Here is a 24,516-nt window from a genome sequence, read left to right as displayed (position 1 = left end):
CCCCATACAATTCTTGGCCGCCTCGGGCCTTGAGATGCGGGGCGAAACGCTCTATCCCCGCCCGCAAAGTTCAACCGGAGGCCTTCCCATGTCCGCGCCGAAGAAAGTCGTGCTTGCCTATTCCGGCGGTCTCGACACCTCGATCATCCTGAAGTGGCTGCAAACCGAATATGGCTGCGAAGTGGTGACCTTCACCGCCGACCTTGGCCAGGGCGAGGAGCTGGAGCCCGCGCGGAAGAAGGCCGAGCTGCTGGGCATCAAGCCGGAGAACATCAACATCGTCGATCTGCGCGAGGAATTCGTGCGCGACTTCGTGTTCCCGATGTTCCGGGCGAATGCGGTTTATGAGGGGCTCTATCTGCTGGGCACTTCGATCGCGCGGCCGCTGATTTCGAAGCACCTGGTCGAGATCGCGCAGCGCACCGGCGCCGATGCGGTGGCGCATGGCGCGACCGGCAAGGGCAACGACCAGGTGCGGTTCGAGTTGGGCGTCGCGGCGCTCGACCCGTCGATCAAGGTGATCGCGCCGTGGCGGGAATGGAGCCTGCTGTCGCGCACGCAGCTTCTGGATTTCGCCGAGAAGCATCAGATCCCGATCGCGAAGAACAAGCGCGGCGAGGCGCCGTTCTCGGTCGATGCGAACCTGCTGCACACCTCCTCCGAGGGCACCGTTCTGGAAAACCCGGCCGAAGAGGCGCCCGATTACGTTGCGCAGCGCATCGTGCCGGTGGAGCAGGCACCGAACGAGCCGGAATTCATCGAGGTGACCTTCGAGAAGGGCGATGCCGTGGCGATCAACGGCGAGGCGATGTCGCCCGCCACGATGCTGACCGCGCTGAACGAATATGGCGCGAAACATGGCATCGGCCTGCTGGACTTCGTGGAAAACCGTTTCGTCGGCATGAAGTCGCGCGGCGTCTATGAAACCCCCGGCGGCACGATCCTGCTTGAAGCGCATCGCGGCATCGAACAGATCACGCTGGACAGCGGGGCGGGGCACCTGAAGGACTGGATCATGCCGCGCTATGCGGAACTGGTCTACAACGGCTTCTGGTTCAGCCCGGAGCGCGAGGCGCTTCAGGCGCTGATCGACAAGACGCAGGAATATGTCACCGGCACCGTGCGGCTGAAGCTCTACAAGGGCTCGGTGCGGACGGTGGCGCGCTGGTCCGACTATTCGCTCTATAGCGAAAAGCATGTGACCTTCGAGGAAGATGCCGGCGCCTATGATCAGAAGGACGCGGCGGGCTTCATCCACCTGAACGCGCTGCGGCTGAAGCTGATTGCGGCGCGCAATGCCCGTGTGAAGAAATGAGCGTCAGGGCCGCCATCGTCACCGTATCGGACCGCGCCCATGCGGGCCTGTATGAGGACAAGGGTGGCCCGGGCTGCGAAGACTGGCTTCGGGGCGTGGTGACCTCGCCCCTGAGCATCGACCGGCGGATCATCCCGGACGGGCGCGAGAGCGTCGCCGGGACGTTGCGCGCGCTGGTGGCGGAGGGGGCGGACCTGATCCTCGTCACCGGCGGCACCGGCCCCGCGCCGCGCGACGAAACGCCCGAGGGCGTGGCCGATGTGATCGAAAAGGTTCTGGACGGATTCGGCGAGGAAATGCGCCGCGCCTCGCTCGCCGAAGTGCCCACCGCCATTCTCTCGCGGCAGACGGCGGGGATCGCGGGCAAAAGCCTGATCATCACCCTGCCGGGCAAGCCTTCGGCCATCGCCACCTGCCTGAACGCGGTGTTTGCGGCGGTGCCCTATTGCCTCGACCTGATCGGGGCGGGGAGGATCGAAACCGATCCGGCGAAGATCACGGCGTTCCGTCCGAAGACTTGAGCACATCGCGCAGCACGACGGCATCGTTGTGTTCTGTGTCGTGGGCGGCATAGACCAGCGTCACCACACCCGCCATGGCCCGCAACTGCGCGAGCGCCGCGCCCTGCGTTGCCAGTTCGGCGTGGTAGCGGCGCTGGAACTCCTCCCATTTCGCCGGATCATGGCCGAACCATTTGCGCAACTCGGTGCTGGGCGCGATCTCCTTCATCCAATCGTCGATCCGCGCGGCCTCCTTCGACAGCCCGCGCGGCCAGAGCCGGTCGACCAGAATGCGCCGACCATCCTCGGGCGCGGGCGCGTCATAGGCGCGTTTCAGGCGGAAGGTCATCGCTTCACGCTCGCCGTGACATAGTTCACCGACAGGTCGCGCGACGACAGGCTCCAGCCCCAGGTGACCGGGTTGAACACCATGCCCTTGCGGTCCACCGGGTCGAGCCCGGCCTTGCGGATCAGGGTGAACAGCTCGTCGGGCGTGATGAACTTCGACCAGTCATGCGTGCCGACGGGCAGCCAGCGCATCACCCGTTCCGCCCCGACGATCGCCATCAGCCAGCTTTTCGGATTGCGGTTCAGCGTCGAGCAGATCATCAGCCCGCCGGTCTTCAACAGCCCCGCGCAGGTATCGGTGAAGCCCTGCGGATCGGCGACATGTTCGATGATCTCCATCGCCAGCACCACGTCGAAGGTTTCGCGAATGTCCTCGGCGGCACAGTGGCGATAGTCGATCTCAAGGCCCGACTGTTCCGCATGCAGCCGCGCGACGGGGATGTTGCGCTCGGCCGCATCGGCGCCGACCACCGTCGCCCCCAGCCGCGCCATGGGCTCCGACAGCAGCCCGCCGCCACATCCGATGTCCAGCAGCCGCAGCCCCTCGAACGGGCGCGGCGCGCGCAGGTCACGCCCGAACTGCGCCGCGATCTGCTGCGTGATGTAATCCAGCCGGCAGGGATTGAGCATGTGCAGCGGCTTGAACTTGCCCGTGGGATCCCACCATTCGGCTGCCATCGCCTCGAATTTCGCCACTTCGGCGGGGTCGATCGTGTTCGTCGCGGTTTCCATGCCACCCCCTGCAAATCCGTGTCGTCCCCGGTAGCGGGGCGCGCTGAGCCGCTATATAGTCCGCATATGGACAGAAACGCAGGGCAAAAGCGCAGCGCCAGCGCCTTTCTTTACCCGCCGGTCGAGCCCTTCGACCAGCGGATGCTGGACGTGAGCGACGGCCATCGGATCTATGTCGAGCAATCCGGCCATCCGCAGGGCCGCCCGGTGGTGGTGTTCCACGGTGGGCCGGGGGGCGGGTGCAGCCCGGCGATGCGGCGCTTCTTCGACCCGGCGCATTACCGGATCATCCTGTTCGATCAGCGCGGCTGCGGCAGGTCGCGGCCCCATGCCTCGGTCGAGGCGAATACCACATGGCACCTGGTCGCGGATATCGAGCGGATCCGCGAGGTGCTGGGGATCGGTTCCTGGCTGGTGTTCGGCGGCAGCTGGGGGGCGACGCTGGCGCTGGTCTATGCGCAGGCGCATCCGGACCGGGTTCAGGGGCTGATCCTGCGGGGCGTGTTCCTGGCGATGCGGTCGGAACTCGACTGGTTCTATGGCGGCGGGGCGGGGCAGTTCTTCCCAGATCTGTGGGAGCAGTTCATCCGCCCGATCCCGGAGGGCGAGCGCGGCGACCTGATCGCGGCCTATCACCGGCGGCTGTTCTCGGGCGACTATGCCGAGGAAGCGCGCCATGGCCGGGCCTGGGCGATGTGGGAAAACGCTTTGGCTTCCGTCGATTACGACGGTTTCCCCGGCGAGGCGCCGGCCGATTACGCGCGGGCCTTTTCGCGGCTGGAGAACCATTACTTCACCCATGGCGCCTTTCTGGAGGAAGACGGCCAGATCCTGCGCGACAGCCGCAGGATCGAGCATATCCCGGCGGTGATCGTGCAGGGGCGGATGGACATGATCTGTCCGCCGGTTTCGGCCTGGCGGCTGGCGCGGGGCTGGAAGCGGGCGGACCTGCGGCTGATCCCGGCGGCGGGCCATGCGCTGAGCGAGCCGGGTATCACCGCGGCGCTGGTTGCCGCGATGGACCGGCTGCGCTGATCGCGGACCGCCTTCCCCTTCGGTCGCGGTGCCCGTCTGACCGGGGTCCGGATGCTGTTCACGAAGGAAAATCCGCATTCCGACCCGTCCGTTGCCGAAGCTGTTGCGGCGGGTCGTGCCGGTCACCGACCGGGCCGTCACGCTGAAGCTGCCGAACCGGGCGGGCAGGGTGGTGCCGCTGCTGTGCGCGCTGGTGGTGATCGAATGCGCCGATGTCATCTTCGCGGTCAATTCGGTGCCTGCGGCATTCACCCTCACCACCGATCCCTTCGTGGTCCCTGCGTCGATCTTTGCCGTTCTGGAGCTGCGGGCGCTGTATTTCGCGCTGTCGCTGCTTTGCCTGGCTGAAATACACGCTGCTTCTGGCGTTCACCGGCGCGAAAATGTTCATCGCGGGCCTGATGGGATGGGGGAAACTCCCGCCGGTCTGGTCGCAGGGCATCACCGTGGAGATCCCGATGGCGGGGATCGCCGGTTCGCTTCTGAAGACGCGGGCCCGAGAGGCTTGCAAACTCGGGGCATTTGCCTTATATGAGCATCAACAGCGGCGCGCCGGGGTCCATACCCGGTGCCCACCGGGAAATATCAACGGGCCGCTACGGCCCGTTTTTTGTTATTCAGGGGATCGGAACATGACCGACCTTATCGCCAAGACAGCGCTCGATCGCCGGTTGGCCGAGATCGTCACCCCCGTGATCGAGGGGCTGGGCTATGAACTGATCCGGCTGCGGATGCAGGGCGGTCGGCACCCGCTGTTGCAGATCATGGCGGACAAGCCCGAAGGCGGCATCGACGTGGAGGATTGCGCGACGATCTCCACCGCCGTTTCCGCCGCGCTCGACGTCGAGGATCCGATCGAGGAGAAATACACGCTCGAAGTGTCTTCCCCCGGCATCGACCGGCCGCTGACCCGGCTGAAGGATTTCGACCTCTGGGCGGATTACGAGGCCCGGCTGGAAACGACCGAACTGATCGACGGCCAGCGCCGGTTCAAGGGGTTCCTGCGCGGCACCGAGGGCGACGAGGTGCTGATCGAGATCGAGCAGGGCAAGGAAACGGTGACGATCGGGTTGCAGTTCGATTGGCTCTCCGATGCCAAGCTGATCCTGACGGACGAGCTGATCGCCGAAATGCTGCGGCAGAAGAAGGTTTCCGAAACGGTCGACGAGGCCGCTTTCGACGCGATCGAAGAAGAAACGAATTCCCCCGACGAGGAGCACTGAGTCATGGCCATCACCTCTGCGAACCAGCTTGAGCTTTTGCAGACCGCCGAAGCCGTTGCGCGCGAGAAGATGATCGACCCGGATCTGGTGATCCAGGCGATGGAAGACAGCCTCGCTCGGGCGGCGAAGTCGCGCTATGGTTCGGAGATGGACATCCGCGTCCATATCGACCGCAAGACCGGCCGGGCGACCTTCACCCGGGTGCGGACGGTGGTCGAGGATGAGGCGCTGGAGAACTACCAGGCGGAGCTGACCGTCGCGCAGGCGAAGCAATACAAGTCGAATCCGCAGGTCGGCGACGAGATCATCGACGAGGTTCCGCCGGTCGACCTGGGCCGGATCGCCGCGCAATCGGCCAAGCAGGTGATCTTGCAAAGGGTCCGCGAGGCCGAGCGCGACCGGCAGTATGACGAGTTCAAGGACCGCAAGGGCACGATCATCAACGGCGTGGTCAAGCGCGAGGAATACGGCAATATCATCGTCGATGTGGGCCGTGGCGAAGCCATCCTGCGCCGCAACGAGAAGATCGGCCGCGAGAGCTATCGCCCGAACGACCGGATCCGCGCCTATGTGAAGGACGTGCGCCGCGAAGCCCGCGGCCCGCAGATCTTCCTCAGCCGCACCGATCCCCAGTTCATGGCGGAACTGTTCAAGATGGAAGTGCCGGAAATCTATGACGGCATCATCGAGATCAAGGCGGTGGCCCGCGACCCGGGGTCGCGCGCGAAGATCGCGGTGATTTCGCATGACAATTCGATCGACCCGGTGGGCGCCTGCGTCGGTATGCGCGGCTCGCGCGTGCAGGCCGTGGTGGGTGAGCTTCAGGGCGAGAAGATCGACATCATCCCGTGGAACGAGGATCAGGCGACCTTCCTCGTCAACGCGCTGCAACCGGCGGAAGTGTCGAAGGTTGTCGTGGACGAGGATGCGGGCAAGATCGAGGTCGTGGTGCCGGACGAGCAACTGTCGCTCGCCATCGGCCGGCGCGGGCAGAACGTGCGGCTGGCATCGCAACTGACGGGTCTCGACATCGACATCCTGACCGAGGCCGAAGAATCGCAGCGACGGCAGGCGGAATTCGCCGAGCGCACGAAGCTGTTCGTCGATGCGCTGGACCTGGACGAATTCTTCGCGCAACTGCTGGTTTCCGAAGGGTTCACCAACCTGGAAGAAGTGGCCTATGTCGATATTGACGAGTTGACCGCGATCGAGGGGGTCGACGAATCGACCGCCGAGGAATTGCAGGCGCGCGCCCGCGATTACATCGAGGCGCAGAACGCCAAGGCGATCGAGGCGGCCAAGGAACTGGGCGTCGAGCAGTCGCTGTTCGATTTCGATGGCCTGACCCCGCAGATGGTCGAGGCGCTGGCGAAGGACGGCATCAAGACGCTCGAAGACTTCGCGACCTGCGCGGACTGGGAACTGGCCGGTGGCTGGACCACGGTGAACGGGCAGCGGGTGAAGGACGAGGGCATCCTTGAGAAGTTCGGCCTGAGCCTTGAGGATGCGCAGGGCCTGATCATGACCGCGCGCGTTCAGCTTGGCTGGGTCGATCCGTCCGAGCTGGAAGCGGCGGAAGAGGAAGAGGTCGCGGAAGAATGACTCGCGGGGGCCGGGACAAGATGAACGACGAGCCGGAACGGCGCTGCATCGTCACGGGCGATGTGGGGCCGAAGGCCGGGCTCGTGCGATTCGTGCTCGGCCCCGACGGGATGATCTATCCCGACCTGGCGGAGAAGCTGCCGGGCCGGGGGATCTGGGTGACGTCGGATCGCGACGTGATCGAGAAGGCGGTGAAGAAGGGGCTTTTCGCGCGCGGGGCCAAGGCTCCGGCGCAGGTGCCCGGAAATCTTGCCGATATGGTCGAGGAAGGGCTTGCGCATCGCGTCGTTGAGCTTATCTCCTTGGCACGAAAGGCTGGCTACGCTGTGGTCGGCTTTGAAAAGGTCAAGGGCTGGCTGGCGGATGGCAAGGCCAGAGTCCTGTTGCAGGCGTCGGACGGCTCCGACCGGGGGAAGGGGAAATTGTGGACCCCTCCCGGCGGGCGCTGGTTCGGCTGTCTGACTTCGTCGGAATTGGGTTTGGCTTTCGGTCGCGATCATGCGATACACGGCGCGCTTGCGGCGGGGGGACTCACCAATCGCGTGATAACGGAAGCGGCAAGGCTTGCGGGGATGCGCAAGCGGGACGGCGGCGCGACCGCCATGAAGGATACGAAGACGGCATGAACGATACGGACGGCAAAAAACCTCTTGGCCTCGGCGGTGCGCGCCCCGGTTCGGTGAAGCAGAGCTTCAGCCACGGGCGCACGAAGAACGTCGTGGTCGAGACGAAACGCAAGAAGGTTGTGGTGCCGAAGCCGGGTGCCGCGGGCGGCAAGCCGGGGAACCCCGCGCTTGGGGATCCGTCGCGCCGTCCGGCGGGGATCTCGGATGCCGAGATGGAGCGCCGTCTGGCCGCCCTGCGCGCTGCCAAGGCCCGCGAGGCCGAGGAAATCGCGCAACGCGCCGCCGATGAAAAGGCGCGCGAGGAAGAGCGCGAGCGCCGCCGGGCCGAGATCGAGGCCAAGGAGCGCGAAGAGCGCGAGCGCGAAGAAGCGCTGCGGCTGAAGGCCGAGGAAGAGGCACGCAAGGCCCGTGAGGCCGAGTTGCGCGCCCAGAAGAAAGAAGAAGTCCGCGCGAAACCCGCGGCCAAGGCTGCGCCGGCGGATCCGGCTGCGGCGGAGGCTGCGGCGGCGCGCGCGGCGACCAAGGGTGTTTCGACGCTTGCTCCGCGCAAGACTGATCGTGACCGCGATGATCGTGGCGGCGACCGCGACCGCAATGCCAAGGGCAAGGGCGACGAAGGCCGCCGTTCGGGCAAGCTGAGCCTGAGCGACATCGAAGGCGAGGGCGGGCGTCAGCGCTCGCTGGCCGCGATGAAGCGCAAGCAGGAAAAGGCGCGTCAGAAGGCGATGGGTTACGGCCAGAAGGCCGAGAAGCAGGCGCGTGACGTGCAGCTGCCGGAAACCATCGTCGTGTCGGAACTGGCGAACCGGATGGCCGAACGCGCTGCCGATGTCGTCAAGGCGCTGATGAAGATGGGCATGATGGTCACCGCGAACCAGACCATCGACGCCGATACCGCAGAACTGGTGATCGACGAATTCGGCCACAACGCCGTGCGCGTGTCGGATGCCGATGTGGAACAGGTCATCGACCAGGTTGCGGACAAGGACGAGGATCTGCAATCGCGCCCGCCGATCATCACGATCATGGGCCACGTCGACCACGGCAAGACCTCGCTGCTGGACGCGATCCGCAATGCGAATGTGGTGTCGGGCGAAGCCGGTGGCATCACGCAGCATATCGGCGCCTATCAGGTGAAGACCGAATCGGGGGCGGTGCTGACCTTCCTCGACACGCCCGGCCACGCGGCGTTCACCTCGATGCGGGCCCGTGGCGCGCAGGTGACGGATATCGTCGTGCTGGTGGTGGCGGCGGATGACGCCGTGATGCCGCAGACGGTCGAGGCGATCAATCACGCCAAGGCCGCCAAGGTGCCGATGATCGTGGCGATCAACAAGATCGACAAGCCCTCGGCCAATCCGCAGAAGGTCCGCACGGATCTGCTGCAACATGAGGTCGTGGTCGAGGAGATGGGCGGCGAGGTCCAGACCGTCGAGGTTTCCGCCAAGACCGGGCTGGGGCTCGACAAGCTGCTGGAAGCGATCGCGCTGCAAGCCGAAATCCTGGAACTGCGCGCCAACCCGAACCGGGCGGCGCAGGGTGCGGTGATCGAGGCGAAGCTTGACGTGGGCCGTGGCCCGGTGGCGACGGTTCTGGTGCAGAACGGCACGCTGAAGCGCGGCGACATCTTCGTTGTCGGCGAACAGTGGGGCAAGGTCCGCGCGCTGATCAACGACAAGGGCGACCGGGTTGAGGAAGCCGGCCCTTCGGTTCCGGTCGAGGTGCTGGGCATCAACGGCACGCCCGAGGCGGGCGATGTGCTGAACGTCGTCGAGACCGAGGCACAGGCCCGCGAAATCGCCGATTACCGGATTTCGGCGGCGAAGGACAAGCGCGCCGCTGCCGGTGCCGCGACCACGCTGGAACAGCTCATGGCGAAGGCCAAGGCGGATCAGAACGTCGCCGAGTTGTCGGTCGTCGTGAAGGCGGATGTTCAGGGTTCGGCCGAGGCGATCGTCCAGGCGCTGGAGAAGATCGGCAACGATGAGGTCCGCGTGCGGGTCATCCATTCGGGCGTCGGCGCGATCACGGAAAGCGATATCGGTCTGGCCGAGGCTTCGGGCGCGCCGGTCATCGGCTTCAACGTGCGGGCGAATGCGCCGGCACGGGCCGCAGCGAACCAGAAGGGCGTCGAGATCCGCTATTACTCGATCATCTACGACCTGGTGGATGACATCAAGGCGGCCGCCTCGGGCCTGCTGAAGAACGAGGTCCGCGAAAACTTCATCGGCTATGCCGAAATCAAGGAAGTCTTCAAGGTCTCGGGCGTCGGCAAGGTCGCCGGTTGCCTCGTCACCGAAGGCGTGGCGCGCCGTTCGGCGGGTGTGCGTCTGCTGCGCGACAACGTGGTGATCCACGAAGGCACGCTGAAGACGCTGAAGCGCTTCAAGGACGAGGTTAAGGAAGTGATCTCCGGCCAGGAATGCGGCATGGCCTTCGAGAATTACGATGATGTACGCCCGGGCGATGTCATCGAAATCTTCGAGCGCGAGGAAGTCGAACGCAGCCTGTGACCACGGGGCCTTCGGGCCCCGATCACCTACTGGAAATGAAAAAGGGGACCCGGTGGGTCCCCTTTGTTTTCATGGTATGGGTTGTGTGGGTGCGGGGGGTGAAAACTACTGGTTACAGAGCCTCGAGGGGCTCATTTCGTAACCGGACGACCGACATAAAGGCGATCATCCACACGCACGACAATGCGCCCATTGTCGAGTTGAGTTTCAAACGTACCTTGCACGGATACGCAGGTTCCGACGGTGATGGTGCGAAGCATGGGGTGTCTCCTCCAGTCCTTGTAATAAGAAACGTCGCATGAAATTCACGGATTGCCAACAGAAAAGCCATGTTGGCGAAATAAATGTTTGTTTCTGCGGCGCGGCGTAAACTATTGTTGCTCGGAGGGGAATATCCTTGTGCGCGGTGGATAAGCGCAATACATGCGGAGATGTGGTATTATATTACCTGATCTTGCAGAGCATGCTGCTGCAATGATCGAATGATCATGATGCAGGCGCAGCATGCCCGTTTGCAGGCGGTGACCTTCAGGTCACAGCCATTGTTGAAGGATGGGGATCAGCGGCTCATCTGCGGGCGGCATCGGGTAGTCGCGCAGTGCGGAGGGGCGAATCCAGGCCAGTTTCTGGCCCTCGCGCGGGGAAGTGATTCCCTCCCACCGGCGGCAGGCGAAGAGCGGCATCAGCAGGTGGAAGTCGTCATAGCTGTGCGAGGCGAAGGCCAGCGGCGCGAGGCAGCTATGCCAGGTGTCGATCCCCAGCTCCTCCTTCAACTCGCGGATCAGCGCCAGTTCGGGCGTTTCGCCGGGTTCGACCTTGCCGCCGGGGAATTCCCACAGGCCCGCCAGCGACTTGCCCTCCGGGCGCTGTGCGAGCAGCACCCGGCCATCGGTGTCGATCAGCGCCACGGCGGAGACCAGCACGATCCGTTTGGGCGTGGGGGCGGGGGCGCCTTCCGGCCCGCACCCGCCGCTCACGAGCGGTAATCCGCGTTGATGTCGATGTAGCGATGCGTCAGGTCGCAGGTCCAGACCGTCTTTGCCGCATCCCCCAGGCCCAGGTCCACCGAGATCACCAACTCGTCGTTCTTCATATAGGCCGACGTGGCTTCCTCGCTATATTCCGGCGCGCGCCAGCCGTTTTCGGCAAGCACCAGATCGCCGAAGCTGATCCGCAGCCGGTCGCGCTCGGCCCGGGCGCCGGACTTGCCGACGGCCATCACCACGCGGCCCCAGTTCGCATCCTCACCGGCACAGGCGGTTTTCACCAGCGGCGAATTGGCGATGGCAAAAGCGACCTTCCCGGCATCCGCGTCGCTTTCGGCCCCGGTCACCCGGACCTCGATGAACTTCGACGCGCCTTCGCCGTCCTTCACCACCTGTTTCGCCAGATCGAGCATCACGTCCTTCAGCGCCGCCTCGAAAGCCCGCGCGGTTTTCGAGCGCAGATCGCTGATTTCCGCCGCCGGGCTGCGGCCCGTTGCGGCCAGGATCAGCGCGTCCGAAGTCGAGGTGTCGCTGTCCACGGTGATCGCGTTGAACGTGTCGCCCACATTGCGCGACAGCATCTTTTGCAGGTTGGCCGCCGAGATCTTCGCATCGGTAAAGAGATAGACCAGCATCGTCGCCATGTTCGGCGCGATCATCCCCGAGCCCTTGGCGATGCCCGCGATCCGGATTGGCCCACCGTCACCCGCGATTTCGGCGGTGGCGCCCTTCGGGAAAGTGTCGGTGGTCATGATCGCGCGGGCGGCGGCCTCCATGCCTGCGGGGCTCAGGCCGTCCTTCAGCGCGCCGATCGCGGCGACGATCTTCTCATGCGGCATCGGTTCGCCGATCACCCCGGTCGAGGAGGAGAACACCCGCGATACCGGGACGCCAAGCGCCTCGGCCACCGCGCCGGTGACCGCATCGACCGATTCCTGCCCGCGCGCGCCGGTGAAGGCATTGGCATTGCCGGAATTGACGATAATCGCCGCACCGGCCTCCGGCGCGACGGCCGCCTTCAGCTTCGCCTGACAGTCGAGAACGCAGGCCGCGCGGGTCGAAGACGTGGTGAACACCCCTGCCAGCGCCGATCCCGGCGCGATCCGCGCCAGCATCACATCCGTCCGGCCCTCGTAGCGCACCCCGGCCGCGATGGCCGAGAATTCGACGCCCTCGATCACCGGCAGGGCGGGGAAGGCTGCGGGGGCGAGCGGCGAAACCGGGTTGAGCTTCTTGTTGACCTTGACCAGAACCTCGGTCGCCTTTTCGGCAACCTCGTCGAAGACGTCTTCCGCGACATCCTCTGCCTGGGCCTTCAACTCCCGGACTTTCGCCTTGAGCCGGTCGATCTTGTCCTTCAGCTCGCGCTTCTTCGCCATCTCTCTCTCCCCCGCGAAATCGCCCCGGCCTTACTGGCCGAGGATCGTGTTGTCCTTGAGAACGGCCGGGTCGATCCCGTCCGTCATCTTCTCGACCTTGGCGGCCTTGACCGTTTCGGTCACGCGGTCCTGCACGGCCTTCTGCTTCAACTCGCCCACGATCTGGTCCTTGACCTCATCGAGCTTCGGCGCGGTGGCGGGGCGGCTTCTCGAACAGCTTCACGATGTGCCAGCCGTATTGCGTCTGCACCGGCCCGACGACCTGACCGGGCTTCATGTCGACGATGACTTCGGAAAACTCCGGCACCATCTTTTCCAGCGTGAACCAGCCGAGATCGCCGCCGTTCGAGGCCGCGCCGTCCTGCGACTTGGCCTTCGCCTCTTCGGCGAAATCCTTGCCGCCGTCGATTTCGGCCTTCACTGCCTTGGCCTCGTCCTCGGTCGGCACGATGATATGGGCGGCGTGATATTCAAGGCCCGGCTTGGTCTTGGCATATTTCTCGTCATAGGCCTGCTGGATCAGCTTTTCATCCGCAGCGTCATTCGCGGTCTTGTCGAGCACGACCCCCGCCAGATAGGCGCGCCGTTCCACCTCAAGCGCGATATCGTCCTTTTTCGTCTTCATGCCCTCGCCAATCTCGGCCAGCGCGGTCTGCTGAACCAATTGGTCGAGGATGCCGGTAAACAGCACATCATCGGGCAGTTGCAGATATTCGGGCGGCAGGTTCTGGCGCACGGCCAGCATCTGGCCCAGCGTGATATCCGTCCCGTTCACGGTGGCAACAACCGTGTCGGCGGTCGGTTTTTTCGCATCCTGCGCGAAGGCCGCACCGGCGAGGCAGGCGACAACGGCCACTGATCCCAGAAGTTTAGACAGATTAGGCATGAACGCCTCCGTGATGGGCCGCGGCATGCCCGCAGCGTTGACACTCAGACAGGGGCCCCTTACATCGCCATAGGTCCTGTGAAGGCCCGCTGTCCCTTATTTCGCTAGCCGTTCTAGGCGGGCGCTTCCGGGGCGGCAAGGCCGCATTTCACACGATTTGGTCAATGAACCCGCGGGGAAAAAATGCTCGGCCTCGGAACTATCGCGAAAAAGGTCTTCGGCACGCCGAACGACCGCAAGGTGAAATCCATCCGCCCGCTGGTCGCAAAGATCAATGCGCTTGAACCGGAGTTCCAGAAGCTCGACGATGCCGGGATCAAGGCGAAGACCCGCGAATTGCAGGAACGGGTGCAGGTGAAGGGCGAGAGTCTGGACAGCATCCTGCCCGAAGCCTTCGCCAATTGCCGCGAAGGGGCGCGTCGCGCGCTTGGCCTGCGGGCCTTCGACGTGCAGTTGATGGGCGGGATCTTCCTGCATCAGGGCAATATCGCCGAAATGAAGACGGGCGAGGGCAAGACCCTGATGGCGACCTTCCCGGCCTATCTGAATGCGCTGGCGGGCAAGGGCGTGCATGTCGTCACGGTGAACGACTACCTGGCGCGGCGCGACGGTGAATGGATGAGCAAGGTCTATGGCGCGCTCGGGCTGACCACCGGCGTCGTCGTGCCCTATCAGCCCGACGAGGAAAAGCGCGAAGCCTACCGCGCCGACATCACCTATGCGACCAACAACGAGCTGGGCTTCGACTACCTTCGCGACAACATGAAGGGTTCTGTCGAGGAGATGATGCAGCGCGGGCATTTCTTTGCCATCGTCGACGAGGTGGACAGTATTCTGATCGACGAGGCGCGCACGCCGCTGATCATCTCCGGCCCGTCGCAGGACCGCTCCGAACTGTATAAACTCGTCGACAAATATATCCCCGAGCTGAAGCCCGAGCATTACACGATCGACGAAAAGACCCGGAATGCCACCTTCACCGAAGAGGGCAACGAATTCATGGAGAACCGGCTGCACGAGGTTGGTCTGCTGCCGGCGGACCAGACGCTCTATGATCCGGAATCCACGACGCTGGTGCATCACATCAACCAGGGCCTGCGCGCGCACAAGCTGTTCCACAAGGATCAGAACTATGTGGTGGCGAATGGCGAGATCGTGCTGATCGACGAATTCACCGGCCGGATGATGAAGGGGCGGCGGCTTTCCGACGGCCTGCATCAGGCGATCGAGGCGAAGGAAGGCGTGCAGATCCAGCCCGAGAACGTGACGCTGGCCTCGGTGACCTTCCAGAACTATTTCCGGCTGTATGAGAAGCTGTCGGGCATGACCGGCACCGGCATGACCGAAGCGGAGGAATTCGCCGAGATCTACAAGCTGGGCGTCGTCGAGGTGCCCACCAACCGCCCCATCGCGCGGAAGGACGAGCACGACCGCGTATATCGCACCGCGCGCGAGAAATACGAAGCCGTGGTCGAGGCGATCAAGGAGGCCCACAAGAACGGCCAGCCGATGCTGGTCGGCACGACGTCGATCGAGAAATCCGAAATGCTGTCGGCGATGCTGGACAAGGAAGGCGTGCCGCATAGCGTGCTGAACGCGCGCCAGCACGCGCAGGAGGCGAAGATCGTCGCCGATGCCGGGCGGCCCGGTGCGGTGACCATCGCCACCAACATGGCCGGGCGCGGCACCGACATCCAGCTTGGTGGCAATGTCGAGATGCAGGTGCTTGACGAACTCGCCGCCCATCCGGAGGCGAACCCCGACGAGATCCGCGCCCGGATCGAGGCCGAGCATGCCACCGAGAAGGAAAAGGTCAAGGCGGCGGGCGGGCTGTTCGTCCTGGGCACCGAGCGGCACGAAAGCCGCCGGATCGACAACCAGTTGCGCGGCCGTTCCGGCCGTCAGGGCGACCCGGGCCGGTCGTTGTTCTTCCTGTCGCTGGAAGACGACCTGATGCGGATTTTCGGTTCGGAAAAGCTGGACGCGGTGCTGTCCAAGCTGGGCATGAAGGAAGGCGAGGCGATCATCCACCCCTGGGTGAACAAGTCGCTCGAACGCGCGCAGGGCAAGGTCGAGGGGCGCAACTTCGACATCCGCAAGCAGTTGCTGAAATTCGACGATGTGATGAACGACCAGCGCAAGGCGATCTTCAGCCAGCGCCGGGAGATCATGGAGGCCGAGGATATTTCCGAGATCGCGCGCGACATGCGCGTGCAGGTGATCGCCGATCTGGTCGACCGCCACATGCCGCAGCGGAGCTATGCCGATCAGTGGGACATCGAGGGCATGCATCAGGCGGTGAGCGAGAACCTCAACATGGATCTGCCGATCGCCGCCTGGGCAAAGGAAGAGGGCGTCGACCAGCATGTGATGATCGAGCGGATCGAGGCCGAGACCGACGCCTATATGGCCCAGAAGGCCGAGGGCTTCGGGCAGGAGACCATGCACGCGATCGAGAAGCAGATCCTGTTGCAGGCCATCGACACCCGCTGGCGCGAGCATCTGGTGACGCTGGAGCATCTGCGTTCGGTCGTGGGCTTCCGCGGCTATGCGCAGCGCGATCCGCTGTCGGAATACAAGAACCGAGGCGTTCCAGTTGTTCCAGGCCATGCTGGACGGGCTGCGCTTCGACGTGACCAAGCGGCTGTCGCAGATCCGGCCGATGACCGAAGAGGAGCGTCAGGCCCTGTTTGCCCAGCAGATGGCGCAGATGGGTATCGAGACGGAAGAACCCGCTTCGGCGGCGCTGCCGGGCTTTGACGAGGCGGATCCCTCGACCTGGGGCAATCCGGGCCGGAACGATCCGTGCCCCTGTGGCTCGGGCGAGAAGTTCAAGCATTGCCACGGCAAGCTGTGACGCAATGAAAAACCCCGGCGGCAGAGATGCCGCCGGGGTCCGCGTGCGTTATTCGGCGTCGTTCATCGGCGCGGCGTTCAGCAGGGCATAGCCCGAGGCGCCCAGCCGGTCGTAAAGGGCAAGCTGGGTTTCGAGGAAGTCGATATGTCCTTCCTCATCCGCCAGCAATTCGTCGAACAACTGCTTCGAGACGTGATCGCTCACTGTCGCGCAATATTCGCGGGCCTCGGTGTAGAGGGCGCGGGCATCCTGTTCCGCCGCCAGGTCACATTCCAGCGTCTCGCGCGGGCCTTCGCCAATTCGCAGCGGGTCGAGCTTTTGCAGATTCGGATGGCCTTCGAGGAACAGGATCCGCGCGATCAGCTTGTCGGCGTGGCCCATCTCCTCGATTGATTCCTCGCGGGACTTTTTCGCCATCTTTTGCAGGCCCCAGTCTTCCTGCATGCGGAAGTGAAGCCAGTATTGCGAGACGGCGGTCAGTTCGGAACGAAGCGCTGCGTTGAGGTATTCAATAACCTTTGCGTCGCCTTTCATGCCCTTTTTCCTTTCCAATGGCGCGTGCCCGGAGGCCGCGCAGTTCCACAGGCACCTCCAGATTATCATTTGAGCGCATGGTGGAAAGGAAAAGCGGCATGCAGCCGCCACAATCCGCCCTTTTGCCAAGGGCGTGATAGATCTTGCCGGGCGTGATGATCGCCATCGGATCCGAGGCCCGCATCCAGTCGATTGCCGCATGGATGTCGGTATCGGAGATACGTTGGCAATGGCAGACGATCATCGCGGACCCTCAGGCTGGTCTGTTTAGATGACCAAAAATCTCGGAAAAGTCAATCCGACAAAATTCATAAGGAACACGATCGCGTGCGGGCAACCGTTTTCATGCCCGCCGGTTTGCGCTAGGGTCTGACAAAACAACCGAGCAGAGGCGCCCATGTCCGTTTCGATGCTGTCCACATTCATCAAGCCGATGCACCGCGAGGGGCGCAAGTTCGTCGCGATCTTTGCGGGCATCACGCTGGTGCTGTTCGTGATCTGGGAACCCCTGGGCTGGATCGGGGTCGGGGCGACGGTGTGGTGCTATTATTTCTTCCGCGATCCGCAGCGGGTGACGCCCACGCGCGACGGGCTGATGGTTTCGCCCGCCGATGGGGTGGTGTCGCTGCTGGAACCCGCGGTGCCGCCGGTCGAACTCGGGCTGGGGGATCAGCCGATGACGCGGGTTTCGGTCTTCATGTCGGTGTTCAATTGCCATGTGAACCGGCTGCCGCTGGCGGGGCGAATCCTGACGGTGGCTTACCGGCCGGGCAAGTTCCTGAACGCCTCGCTCGACAAGGCATCGTCGGATAACGAACGCAACGGCCTCGCGGTCGAGACCGCCGACGGGCGCCGCTATGGCGTTGTGCAGATCGCCGGGCTGGTCGCGCGCCGCATCCTGTGCGAGGTCAAGCCCGGCCAGCAGTTGATGACCGGCGAGCGGTTCGGGCTGATCCGCTTCGGCTCGCGGCTCGACATCTACCTGCCCGAAGGCGTGCAGCCGCTGGTCTGCATCGGCCAGACGATGGTCGCGGGGGAGACGGTGATCGCGGATCTGGCCTCTGACGAACCCGCGCGGCTGGGGGGCATCCGCTGATGCCGACGGGGGATCGTGACCAGATGCCGTTCCTGCTGCTGTTGCCGAATCTGGTGACGATCGCGGGGATGTGCCTTGGGTTGACGGCGATCCGCTTCGCCATGGTCGGGCGGTTCGAGATCGCGGTGATTCTGGTGATCCTCTCGGCGCTGATCGACGGGATGGACGGGCTGATCGCGCGGCGGCTGCGGGCGACCTCCGAATTCGGCGCGGAGCTCGACAGCCTGTCGGATTTCCTGTGCTTCGGCGTCGCGCCCGGGCTTCTGGTCTATCGTTTCGCGATGGGCGAGGGGAATGCGCTCGGCTGGGTCTTCGTGCTGGTCTATGCCGCCGCCGGATGCCTGCGGCTGGCGCGGTTCAACGTGATGCGGGGCGAAGACGGCGCGGGCAAAACCCATTTCACCGGCGTGCCCGCGCCCGCCGGGGCGATGCTGGCGCTGCTGCCGATGTTCCTGACGCTCTCCGACCTGCTCGATGCGCGGGACTGGCCGATGGCGACGGCGGTCTGGCTCGCGCTGGTGGGGGTGCTGATGATCTCGCGCCTGCCCACGCCCTCACCCAAGGCGATGCGGGTGCCGCGGTGGGGCGTCGGCGCGCTGCTGATGGGAACGGTGATCGGCATGGGCCTGATCTTCAGCCGGTTCTGGAGCTTCATGGTGGTGGTGGATCTGGCCTATGCGGTCACCCTGCTGCCCGGCCTGTGGCGCACGCGGGGCCGTATCCTGCGCTGAACATGGGCGTATTTCAGCCACAATTCCGCTGACCTTTGCATTCCCCTTTGCCGCACGGGCGGCTCTGTCACATATTTTTTGCCATGCGGCAGGAAACCTTGCTCGTCCGAAGCGCATTACGTTGCTGCACAGGAGAGGATAAGTCATGGCAGAGTTCGCCCTTCCGCGCCGCAAGATCTACCGCAGTCTCTTCGTATCGGATCTGCATCTTGGGGCGTGGGGCAGCCGCGCGGCCCGCTTCCGCGAATTCCTGCGCGATACCGAGGCGGAAACGATCTATCTCGTCGGCGATATTTTCGACGTCTGGCACAACGGACGGCTGCACTGGAGCGCGGTGCATGACGAGATCGTCGAGGATCTGCTGGCCCGGGCGCGCTCCGGCGTGCGGGTGGTCTATCTGCCGGGCAACCACGACAATGCCGTGCGCGCGATCGACAGCCCGCAGTTCTCGGCCTTCGAGCTGTGCGAAACGGCGGTTCATACCGCCGCCGACGGCACCACCTATCTGGTCCTGCACGGCGATCAATGCGACGCGCGGATCCTGCGCTGGCATGTGATGACCCGGATCGGCAGTCGCGGCAATGCGATCCTGCGCGCCGCCGATCAGTGGCTGAAGCAGCGCCTGCACCGCACATCGGAACGCGGTCTGTTTGAACTCGCGATCCTCGGGGTGAATGCGCTGATGCTGGTCGGGAACCGGTTCGAGGAGCGGCTGGCGGCGCTGGCCCGTGCGGGTGGGCATGACGGCGTGATCTGCGGCCATTACCACAAGGCCGCGCTGCATCTGCGCGATGGCATCGTCTATGCGAATTGCGGCGATTGGGTGGACAATCAAACCGCGATCGTCGAGCGTTCCGACGGCACGTTGCAGGTGCTGGAATGGTCCGGCGAAACCCGGAGCGCCGAGGTCTGGAGCCCGGAGCGCAGGTTTTCGTCGTGATCGCTCTCGCGGCGCTGTCTCTGGTGGTGCATCTTTGCTCCGCCGCGCTGGCGGCCTGGCGCTATCTTTGGCCCGGGCGGGAGCGGGTCGGGGCGCGACCCTTCGTCAGCATCATCCGTCCGGTCTGCGGTCTGGACCGTTACGACGCCGAGACGCTGCGCTCGACCTTTACCCTCGACTGGCCGGATTACGAGATCCTGTTCTGTGCCGCCCGCGCGGACGACGCGGCCGTGCCGCTGGTGCAGCGGCTGATCGCGGAGTTCCCGGCCCGCCGGGCGCGGCTGCTGATCGGCGAAGACCGGATCAGCGGCAATCCGAAGCTGAACAATGTCGCGAAGGGCTGGCGTGAAAGCCGGGGCGAGATCGTCGCGATGATTGACTCGAACGTGCTGCTGCCGCCGGATTACCTGTCGCAGGTGATGGCGCGGTTTCAGGGCGATACCGGCCTTGTCAGCAGCCCGCCCGCCGGGATCCGGGGCGAGGGGATGGCGGGCGCGCTGGAATGTGCCTTCCTGAACGGGATGCAGGCGCGCTGGCAGTTGGCGGCGGATCAGCTGGGCCTCGGATTCGCGCAGGGCAAGAATCTGGTCTGGCGCCGCGCGGTTCTGGACCGGGCGGGTGGTCCGGCGGCGCTCGGCCATGATCTGGCGGAGGATGTGGCCTCGACCAAGGCCGTGCGGGCGCAGGGGCTGCGGGTGCGGCTGGCGCGGCGGGCCTTTGTCCAACCGATCGGGCCGCGCCACTTCCGCGCAGTCTGGGACCGGCAGTTGCGCTGGTCGCGGGTGCGGCGCGCGGGCTTTCCGGGGCTGTTCCTGGCCGAGGCGCTGGTGGGGCCGGTGCCGCCGGTGTTGGCGCTGGCCTTCACTGCGCCGGGGTTGATTCTGCCGTTCCTGCTGCTGTGGTATGGCGCGGAATGGCTGCTGTGCCGGATCGCGGGCTGGCCTGCGGGGGGGCGCGATCTGGCGGCGATGGGGCTGCGCGATCTGCTGTTGCAACCGTTGTGGTGCGCCACATGGCTGCGCAGGGGTTTTGAATGGCGCGGCACGGCGATGGATGCGGTGAAATGAGCCTGCCGGTCACCTGCGTAATCCCTGCCTTCAACGAGGCGCCCCGGATCGCGGCGGTGCTGCGGTCGGTCGTCGGCCATCCGGCGATTGCCGAGGTCGTGGTGGTGGATGACGGCTCGTCGGACGGCACGGCGGAGGTCACGCGCGGTATCAAGGGCGCCCGGCTGATCGCGCTGCCGCAGAACCGGGGCAAGAGCTGGGCGGTCTCCGTCGGTATCGAGGAAGCCCGCCACGACCATATCCTGCTCCTCGACAGCGACCTGATCGGCCTTGGCCCCGCTGCGCTCGACGCGCTGATCGCCCCGGTGAGGGAGGGGCGTTCTGATGTCTCCATCAGCCTGCGCGGCAATGCGCCCTGGCCCTGGCGGGCGATCGGGCTCGACTATATTTCGGGCGAAAGGGTGGTGCCGAAGCGGTTCCTTGGCACGCCCGGGGCGCTGCGTGCCCTGCCGCGATTCGGGCTGGAGGTGGACATGAACCGCCGCCTGATCGCCGAACGCGCCCGCATCGCCGTGGTGCGCTGGCCCGAGGTCGCGAGCCCGTGGAAGGGGGCAAAGCGTGGCCGCTGGCAGGGGATCCGGGCCGATGCGCGGATGTTGGGCGACATGTTCCGCACCATCCCGCCTTATCAGGCCGTCGGCCAGATCTGGGCGATGCGGCGTCTGCGCGCCATATGAAAACGCGGCCCCGAAGGACCGCGTTTCCGAAAGATAGTCGCGAAGATCAGCGCTTCGAGAACTGGAACGACCGGCGGGCCTTCGCCTTGCCGTATTTCTTCCGTTCGACGACGCGCGAGTCGCGGGTCAGGAAGCCCGCCGCCTTCAGTGCAGCGCGCAGCGAGGGCTCGTGCAGTTGCAGCGCCTTCGAGATGCCGTGCTTCACCGCACCGGCCTGACCCGAGAGGCCACCACCGGCAACGGTCGCGTAGACATCATACTGGCCTTCGACGCCAGCGATGCCGAACGGCTGGTTCACGATCAGCTGAAGCACCGGACGCGCGAAATAGGCGCTCATGTCCTTGCCGTTGACCACGATCTTGCCCGAACCGGCCTTGACCCAGACACGGGCCACGGCGTCCTTCCGCTTGCCGGTCGCATAGGCGCGGCCTTGGGCGTCGCGCACCGGCTCGCGCGGAGCGGCGGTCTCGACGACGGCGGCGGGGGTGCCCGCAACGGCCGACTTCAGATCATCGAGGGATTTGAGTTCTTCGGCCATGATCAGCTCCGGGTGTTCTTCTTGTTCAGCGACTTGACGTCGAGAACTTCGGGTTGCTGGGCTTCATGCGGATGCGCGGCACCGGCATAGACACGCAGGTTCGACATCTGCTCGCGGCCCAGACGGTTGCGCGAGATCATGCGCTCGACGGCCTTGATCACGACGCGCTCGGGGTGGGCGCCTTCCAGCACCTGACGCGCGGTGCGGAACTTGATCCCGCCCGGGTGGCCGGTGTGCCAGTAGTAGCGTTTGTCTTCGCGCTTCGTGCCCGTCATCTGCACCTTGTCGGCGTTGATGATGATCACGTTGTCGCCCATGTCCATGTGCGGCGTGAAGGTTGCTTTGTGCTTGCCACGCAGACGCATGGCAACGATCGAAGCGAGACGGCCCAGAACGACGCCTTCAGCGTCGATCAGGATCCACTTCTTTTCGATCTCCGCCGGTTTCGCGGTATAGGTTTTCATTGCAGATCGCCCTTTGAAGGGTTGTGGAATTCGGATGTGGGCTTTTCAACGATCCGGCCGCAAAAAGCAAGCCCGCTGGTGTCGAATTAATGTAGTAAAAACAATAGCTAACAAAATAGGTATTTTAATACCTCAGTTCTTGCGCACCACATAGCGCAGCACGCCCCCGGTGTCTTCGGCCGAAATCAGCCCATGTCCGGCCTGCGCGCAGAAATGCGGCACGTCGATCCAGCTTGCCCCATCCGTCGCCAGCAGTTCCACCACCGCGCCACGGTCCAGCCCCTCCAGCACCTTGCGCAGGCGCAGGACGGGAAGCGGGCACAGCAGGCCGCGCGCGTCGATCCGGGTCAGGGGTTCCATATCCGCCGGCTAGCCCGCCCGCGGAGAAATGTCCACGGGTGACGGCGGCGCCGGGCGATGCTAGGAAGGGCCATGTTTGGAATTGACCTGATGGATGCCGCCTTCCTGCCCGCTGCGCTGATCGCGCTGGCGGCGGGGATTTTGTCGTTTCTCAGCCCCTGCGTGCTGCCGATCGTGCCGCCTTATCTGGCCTATATGGGCGGGGTTTCGGTGACGGAAATGGCCGGTGGCGGGGCGCGGCGGCGGGCGCTGACGGCGGCGGTGTTCTTCGTGCTGGGCCTGTCGACGGTCTTCCTGCTGATGGGGATGAGTATTTCGGCCCTCGGTCGGGCGCTCGGCGCGTGGCAGGACACGTTGACCAAGGCTTCCGGCGCGCTGATCATGCTGTTTGGCGCGCATTTCGTCGGCGTCTACCGGATCGGCTTTCTTGACCGCGAGGCGCGGATGGAGGCGAAGGATGCGGGCGGCTCGGCCTTCGGGGCCTATCTGCTCGGCCTCGCCTTCGCCTTCGGCTGGACGCCCTGCCTCGGGCCGGTGCTGGCGGCGATCCTGTCGATGGCGGCATCGGGCGGGGATGTGTCGCGCGGCGCGGCACTGCTCGCGTTCTACGCCGCGGGGCTGGGTGTGCCATTCCTGCTGGTGGCGGCCTTCTTCCCCGGCCTGCGCGGTGTCATGGGCTGGATGCGGCGCCACATGGGGCGGATCGAGAAGATCTCCGGTCTGCTGCTTTGGACCGTCGGGCTGATGATGCTGACGGGGCAGTTCACCGCCTTCGCCTTCTGGCTGCTGGAGACCTTCCCGGCGCTCGCCGCGATCGGCTAGGCCCAGTCGGGCGCGCGCTTTTCGATGAAGGCGCAGATGCCTTCGTCGGTGTCGCGCAGCATCATGTTCTCGACCATCACCTCGGCGGTGTGCCGATAGGCATCGGCAAGGCTCATCCCCGCCTGATCGTAGAATGCCCGCTTGCCGATCCGCACCGCGGCGGAGAGCTTCGCCGCCACGGTCTGCGCCAGCCGCTCCGTTTCCGCCGCCAGATCCCCGGCAGGCACGACCCGGTTCACCAGCCCGACCTCCCGCGCGCGGGCGGCATCCAGGAATTCCCCGGTCGTCAGCATCTCGAACGCGGTCTTGCGCGGCACGTTGCGGCTCAGCGCCACCATGGGCGTCGAGCAGAACAGCCCGATGTTGACCCCGTTCACCCCGAACCGCGTGCCCTCGGCGGCTACCGCCATGTCGCAGGTCGCGACCAATTGGCAGCCCGCCGCCGTGGCGATGCCATGCACCTGCGCGATCACCGGCTGCGGCAGGGTGGGGATCAGTTGCATCACCTCGGCGCAGCGCGCGAACAGATCGGCGAAATAGCCGCGCCCGCCATCCTCGGCCTGCCGCCCGGCCTGCATCTCCTTCAGGTCATGGCCCGCGCAGAACGCCTTTCCGGCGCCGGACAGCACGATCACCCGCGTTCCGTCATCCTCCCCCAACTCCGTCAGCCGCGCCTTCAGCGCCGCCAGCATCGCATCGGACAGCGCGTTCAGGCTGCCCGGAGCATTCATCCGCAGATGCGCAACCGTGCCCGCGCGCGTCAGTTCCACCAGTTCCGTCATTGCAATTCCTCCCTCTCGCTGGAACTCTAGCGGCAGGAAGAGCGGGGAGGAAAGATGGAATTGGCGATGGACGGCCCGGCGCTGGAGGCCTTCGTGGCGCGCGAATTTCCGCAGGTCGCGGGGGATTTCGCGGTCGAGGCGGTGGGCGAGGATCTGGTGTTGCGGCTGCGCGTAGCCGATCGGCACCTGCGGCCCGGGGGGACCGTTTCGGGGCCGAACATGTTCGCGCTGGCGGATGTGGGGATCTATCTGGCGATCCTGAGCCGCCTTGGCCCGGTGGCCCTGGCGGTGACGACGAATGCCACGATCGACTTCATGCGCAAGCCGGCGGCGGAGCGCGATCTGGTGGCGAAGGTGCGGCTGCTCAAGCTGGGCCGGACGCTCGCGGTAGGCGATGTGCTGATCTATTCGGAGGGTGAGACGGAGCCGGTGGCGCGCGCCTCGATGACCTATGCGCTCCCCAAAACGTAAACGCAAACCCCCCGCCGGAGCGGGGGGCTGGC

The 24,516-nt window shown here is 65.0% G+C and carries 28 protein-coding genes and 1 pseudogene; 16 read left to right on the top strand and 13 right to left on the bottom strand.

Going from position 1 to position 24,516, the window contains the following annotated elements; genetic code table 11:
- The first annotated feature begins 88 nt into the window (after window positions 1–88).
- Window positions 89–1,315, top strand: coding sequence for an argininosuccinate synthase (locus QM789_RS13910; protein ID WP_420352464.1), 1,227 nt, complete (start codon window positions 89–91; stop codon window positions 1,313–1,315).
- The gene (gene mog / locus QM789_RS13905) at window positions 1,312–1,836 is read left to right on the top strand and encodes a molybdopterin adenylyltransferase (protein WP_420352463.1); all 525 of its coding nucleotides are present in this window, start codon (window positions 1,312–1,314) and stop codon (window positions 1,834–1,836) included. The genes QM789_RS13910 and mog overlap by 4 nt, the downstream gene beginning before the upstream one ends.
- Here mog and QM789_RS13900 read toward each other — a convergent pair.
- Window positions 1,811–2,164: a DUF488 domain-containing protein gene (locus tag QM789_RS13900; protein WP_420352462.1), complete on the bottom strand. Its 354-nt coding sequence runs from the start codon at window positions 2,162–2,164 to the stop codon at window positions 1,811–1,813. The two genes, mog and QM789_RS13900, sit on opposite strands and share 26 nt — an antisense overlap.
- Complete coding sequence (ubiG, locus tag QM789_RS13895) at window positions 2,161–2,895, bottom strand: bifunctional 2-polyprenyl-6-hydroxyphenol methylase/3-demethylubiquinol 3-O-methyltransferase UbiG (protein WP_420352461.1); 735 nt, start codon at window positions 2,893–2,895, stop codon at window positions 2,161–2,163. The genes QM789_RS13900 and ubiG overlap by 4 nt, the downstream gene beginning before the upstream one ends.
- 66 nt (window positions 2,896–2,961) lie before the next feature.
- Between ubiG and pip the strand changes: the two genes are divergently transcribed.
- From pip to infB, 6 genes are all read left to right on the top strand, one after another.
- Window positions 2,962–3,930 carry a prolyl aminopeptidase gene (pip, locus tag QM789_RS13890; RefSeq protein ID WP_420352460.1) on the top strand — a complete coding sequence of 323 codons (969 nt, stop codon included), beginning with the start codon at window positions 2,962–2,964 and terminating at the stop codon, window positions 3,928–3,930.
- 115 nt (window positions 3,931–4,045) lie between these two features.
- Entirely contained in the window at window positions 4,046–4,465 is a 420-nt protein-coding gene (locus tag QM789_RS13885) for a TerC family protein (protein ID WP_420352459.1), read from the top strand.
- Between the two features lie 97 nt (window positions 4,466–4,562).
- Window positions 4,563–5,153 carry a ribosome maturation factor RimP gene (gene rimP / locus QM789_RS13880; protein WP_420352458.1) on the top strand — a complete coding sequence of 197 codons (591 nt, stop codon included), beginning with the start codon at window positions 4,563–4,565 and terminating at the stop codon, window positions 5,151–5,153.
- A 3-nt stretch (window positions 5,154–5,156) separates the two neighbouring features.
- The gene (nusA, locus tag QM789_RS13875) at window positions 5,157–6,755 is read left to right on the top strand and encodes a transcription termination factor NusA (RefSeq protein WP_420352457.1); all 1,599 of its coding nucleotides are present in this window, start codon (window positions 5,157–5,159) and stop codon (window positions 6,753–6,755) included.
- Window positions 6,752–7,381, top strand: coding sequence for an RNA-binding protein (locus QM789_RS13870; RefSeq protein ID WP_420352456.1), 630 nt, complete (start codon window positions 6,752–6,754; stop codon window positions 7,379–7,381). The genes nusA and QM789_RS13870 overlap by 4 nt, the downstream gene beginning before the upstream one ends.
- Window positions 7,378–9,894 carry a translation initiation factor IF-2 gene (gene infB, locus QM789_RS13865; RefSeq protein ID WP_420352455.1) on the top strand — a complete coding sequence of 839 codons (2,517 nt, stop codon included), beginning with the start codon at window positions 7,378–7,380 and terminating at the stop codon, window positions 9,892–9,894. The genes QM789_RS13870 and infB overlap by 4 nt, the downstream gene beginning before the upstream one ends.
- 131 nt (window positions 9,895–10,025) lie before the next feature.
- On the opposite strand, the gene QM789_RS13860 is transcribed toward infB, so the two are convergent.
- From QM789_RS13860 to QM789_RS13840, 5 genes are all read right to left on the bottom strand, one after another.
- Window positions 10,026–10,154, bottom strand: a complete 129-nt coding sequence (locus QM789_RS13860; protein WP_420352454.1) for a hypothetical protein — start codon at window positions 10,152–10,154, stop codon at window positions 10,026–10,028.
- Between the two features lie 273 nt (window positions 10,155–10,427).
- Complete coding sequence (locus tag QM789_RS13855) at window positions 10,428–10,871, bottom strand: (deoxy)nucleoside triphosphate pyrophosphohydrolase (RefSeq protein ID WP_420352453.1); 444 nt, start codon at window positions 10,869–10,871, stop codon at window positions 10,428–10,430.
- Window positions 10,868–12,259: a bifunctional glutamate N-acetyltransferase/amino-acid acetyltransferase ArgJ gene (gene argJ, locus QM789_RS13850; RefSeq protein ID WP_420352452.1), complete on the bottom strand. Its 1,392-nt coding sequence runs from the start codon at window positions 12,257–12,259 to the stop codon at window positions 10,868–10,870. Before argJ ends, QM789_RS13855 begins: the two co-directional genes overlap by 4 nt.
- A 30-nt stretch (window positions 12,260–12,289) precedes the next feature.
- Entirely contained in the window at window positions 12,290–12,418 is a 129-nt protein-coding gene (locus QM789_RS13845) for a hypothetical protein (protein WP_420352451.1), read from the bottom strand.
- Between the two features lie 16 nt (window positions 12,419–12,434).
- Window positions 12,435–13,145: a peptidylprolyl isomerase gene (locus tag QM789_RS13840; RefSeq protein ID WP_420352450.1), complete on the bottom strand. Its 711-nt coding sequence runs from the start codon at window positions 13,143–13,145 to the stop codon at window positions 12,435–12,437.
- 183 nt (window positions 13,146–13,328) lie between these two features.
- On the opposite strand from QM789_RS13840, the pseudogene secA reads away from it, so the two are divergent.
- Window positions 13,329–16,002, top strand: a pseudogene (secA, locus tag QM789_RS13835) (preprotein translocase subunit SecA).
- A gap of 48 nt (window positions 16,003–16,050) precedes the next feature.
- Here secA and bfr read toward each other — a convergent pair.
- Complete coding sequence (bfr, locus tag QM789_RS13830) at window positions 16,051–16,536, bottom strand: bacterioferritin (protein WP_420352449.1); 486 nt, start codon at window positions 16,534–16,536, stop codon at window positions 16,051–16,053.
- Window positions 16,511–16,780, bottom strand: coding sequence for a (2Fe-2S)-binding protein (locus QM789_RS13825; protein ID WP_420352448.1), 270 nt, complete (start codon window positions 16,778–16,780; stop codon window positions 16,511–16,513). Before QM789_RS13825 ends, bfr begins: the two co-directional genes overlap by 26 nt.
- Before the next feature lie 153 nt (window positions 16,781–16,933).
- Here QM789_RS13825 and QM789_RS13820 point away from each other — a divergent pair, with 153 nt between their 5' ends.
- The 5 genes from QM789_RS13820 (at window position 16,934) to QM789_RS13800 (ending at window position 21,047) form a co-directional block, all read left to right on the top strand.
- Entirely contained in the window at window positions 16,934–17,632 is a 699-nt protein-coding gene (locus tag QM789_RS13820) for a phosphatidylserine decarboxylase (RefSeq protein WP_420352447.1), read from the top strand.
- On the top strand, window positions 17,632–18,363 hold the full coding sequence (gene pssA, locus QM789_RS13815) for a CDP-diacylglycerol--serine O-phosphatidyltransferase (protein ID WP_420352446.1): 732 nt from the start codon (window positions 17,632–17,634) through the stop codon (window positions 18,361–18,363). The genes QM789_RS13820 and pssA overlap by 1 nt, the downstream gene beginning before the upstream one ends.
- Before the next feature lie 145 nt (window positions 18,364–18,508).
- Window positions 18,509–19,303 carry a UDP-2,3-diacylglucosamine diphosphatase gene (locus tag QM789_RS13810; RefSeq protein ID WP_420352445.1) on the top strand — a complete coding sequence of 265 codons (795 nt, stop codon included), beginning with the start codon at window positions 18,509–18,511 and terminating at the stop codon, window positions 19,301–19,303.
- Entirely contained in the window at window positions 19,243–20,370 is a 1,128-nt protein-coding gene (locus QM789_RS13805) for a ceramide glucosyltransferase (RefSeq protein ID WP_420352444.1), read from the top strand. The genes QM789_RS13810 and QM789_RS13805 overlap by 61 nt, the downstream gene beginning before the upstream one ends.
- Window positions 20,367–21,047: a glycosyltransferase family 2 protein gene (locus QM789_RS13800; RefSeq protein WP_420352443.1), complete on the top strand. Its 681-nt coding sequence runs from the start codon at window positions 20,367–20,369 to the stop codon at window positions 21,045–21,047. The genes QM789_RS13805 and QM789_RS13800 overlap by 4 nt, the downstream gene beginning before the upstream one ends.
- A gap of 46 nt (window positions 21,048–21,093) precedes the next feature.
- Here QM789_RS13800 and rpsI read toward each other — a convergent pair whose 3' ends face one another.
- The 3 genes from rpsI to QM789_RS13785 all read right to left on the bottom strand — a co-directional run bounded on the left by rpsI (window position 21,094) and on the right by QM789_RS13785 (window position 22,409).
- Window positions 21,094–21,585: a 30S ribosomal protein S9 gene (gene rpsI / locus QM789_RS13795; RefSeq protein ID WP_420352442.1), complete on the bottom strand. Its 492-nt coding sequence runs from the start codon at window positions 21,583–21,585 to the stop codon at window positions 21,094–21,096.
- A gap of 2 nt (window positions 21,586–21,587) precedes the next feature.
- On the bottom strand, window positions 21,588–22,049 hold the full coding sequence (gene rplM / locus QM789_RS13790; RefSeq protein WP_420352441.1) for a 50S ribosomal protein L13: 462 nt from the start codon (window positions 22,047–22,049) through the stop codon (window positions 21,588–21,590).
- Between the two features lie 132 nt (window positions 22,050–22,181).
- Window positions 22,182–22,409, bottom strand: a complete 228-nt coding sequence (locus QM789_RS13785) for a sulfurtransferase TusA family protein (protein WP_420352440.1) — start codon at window positions 22,407–22,409, stop codon at window positions 22,182–22,184.
- 72 nt (window positions 22,410–22,481) lie between these two features.
- Between QM789_RS13785 and QM789_RS13780 the strand changes: the two genes are divergently transcribed.
- On the top strand, window positions 22,482–23,231 hold the full coding sequence (locus QM789_RS13780; RefSeq protein WP_420352439.1) for a cytochrome c biogenesis CcdA family protein: 750 nt from the start codon (window positions 22,482–22,484) through the stop codon (window positions 23,229–23,231).
- On the opposite strand, the gene QM789_RS13775 is transcribed toward QM789_RS13780, so the two are convergent.
- Window positions 23,228–24,013: an enoyl-CoA hydratase gene (locus QM789_RS13775; protein ID WP_420352438.1), complete on the bottom strand. Its 786-nt coding sequence runs from the start codon at window positions 24,011–24,013 to the stop codon at window positions 23,228–23,230. The genes QM789_RS13780 and QM789_RS13775 overlap by 4 nt on opposite strands.
- A 54-nt stretch (window positions 24,014–24,067) precedes the next feature.
- Here QM789_RS13775 and QM789_RS13770 point away from each other — a divergent pair, with 54 nt between their 5' ends.
- A complete protein-coding gene (locus QM789_RS13770) occupies window positions 24,068–24,484 on the top strand; it encodes a PaaI family thioesterase (RefSeq protein ID WP_420352437.1) in 417 nt (138 codons plus the stop codon).
- Window positions 24,485–24,516: the final 32 nt, after the last annotated feature.

Origin of the sequence: Paenirhodobacter sp., assembly GCF_047600745.1 — a bacterium.
In the GTDB taxonomy this organism is placed as follows: Bacteria; Pseudomonadota; Alphaproteobacteria; order Rhodobacterales; family Rhodobacteraceae; genus Rhodobacter.
This window is presented reverse-complemented; position numbering and strand designations above follow the sequence as displayed.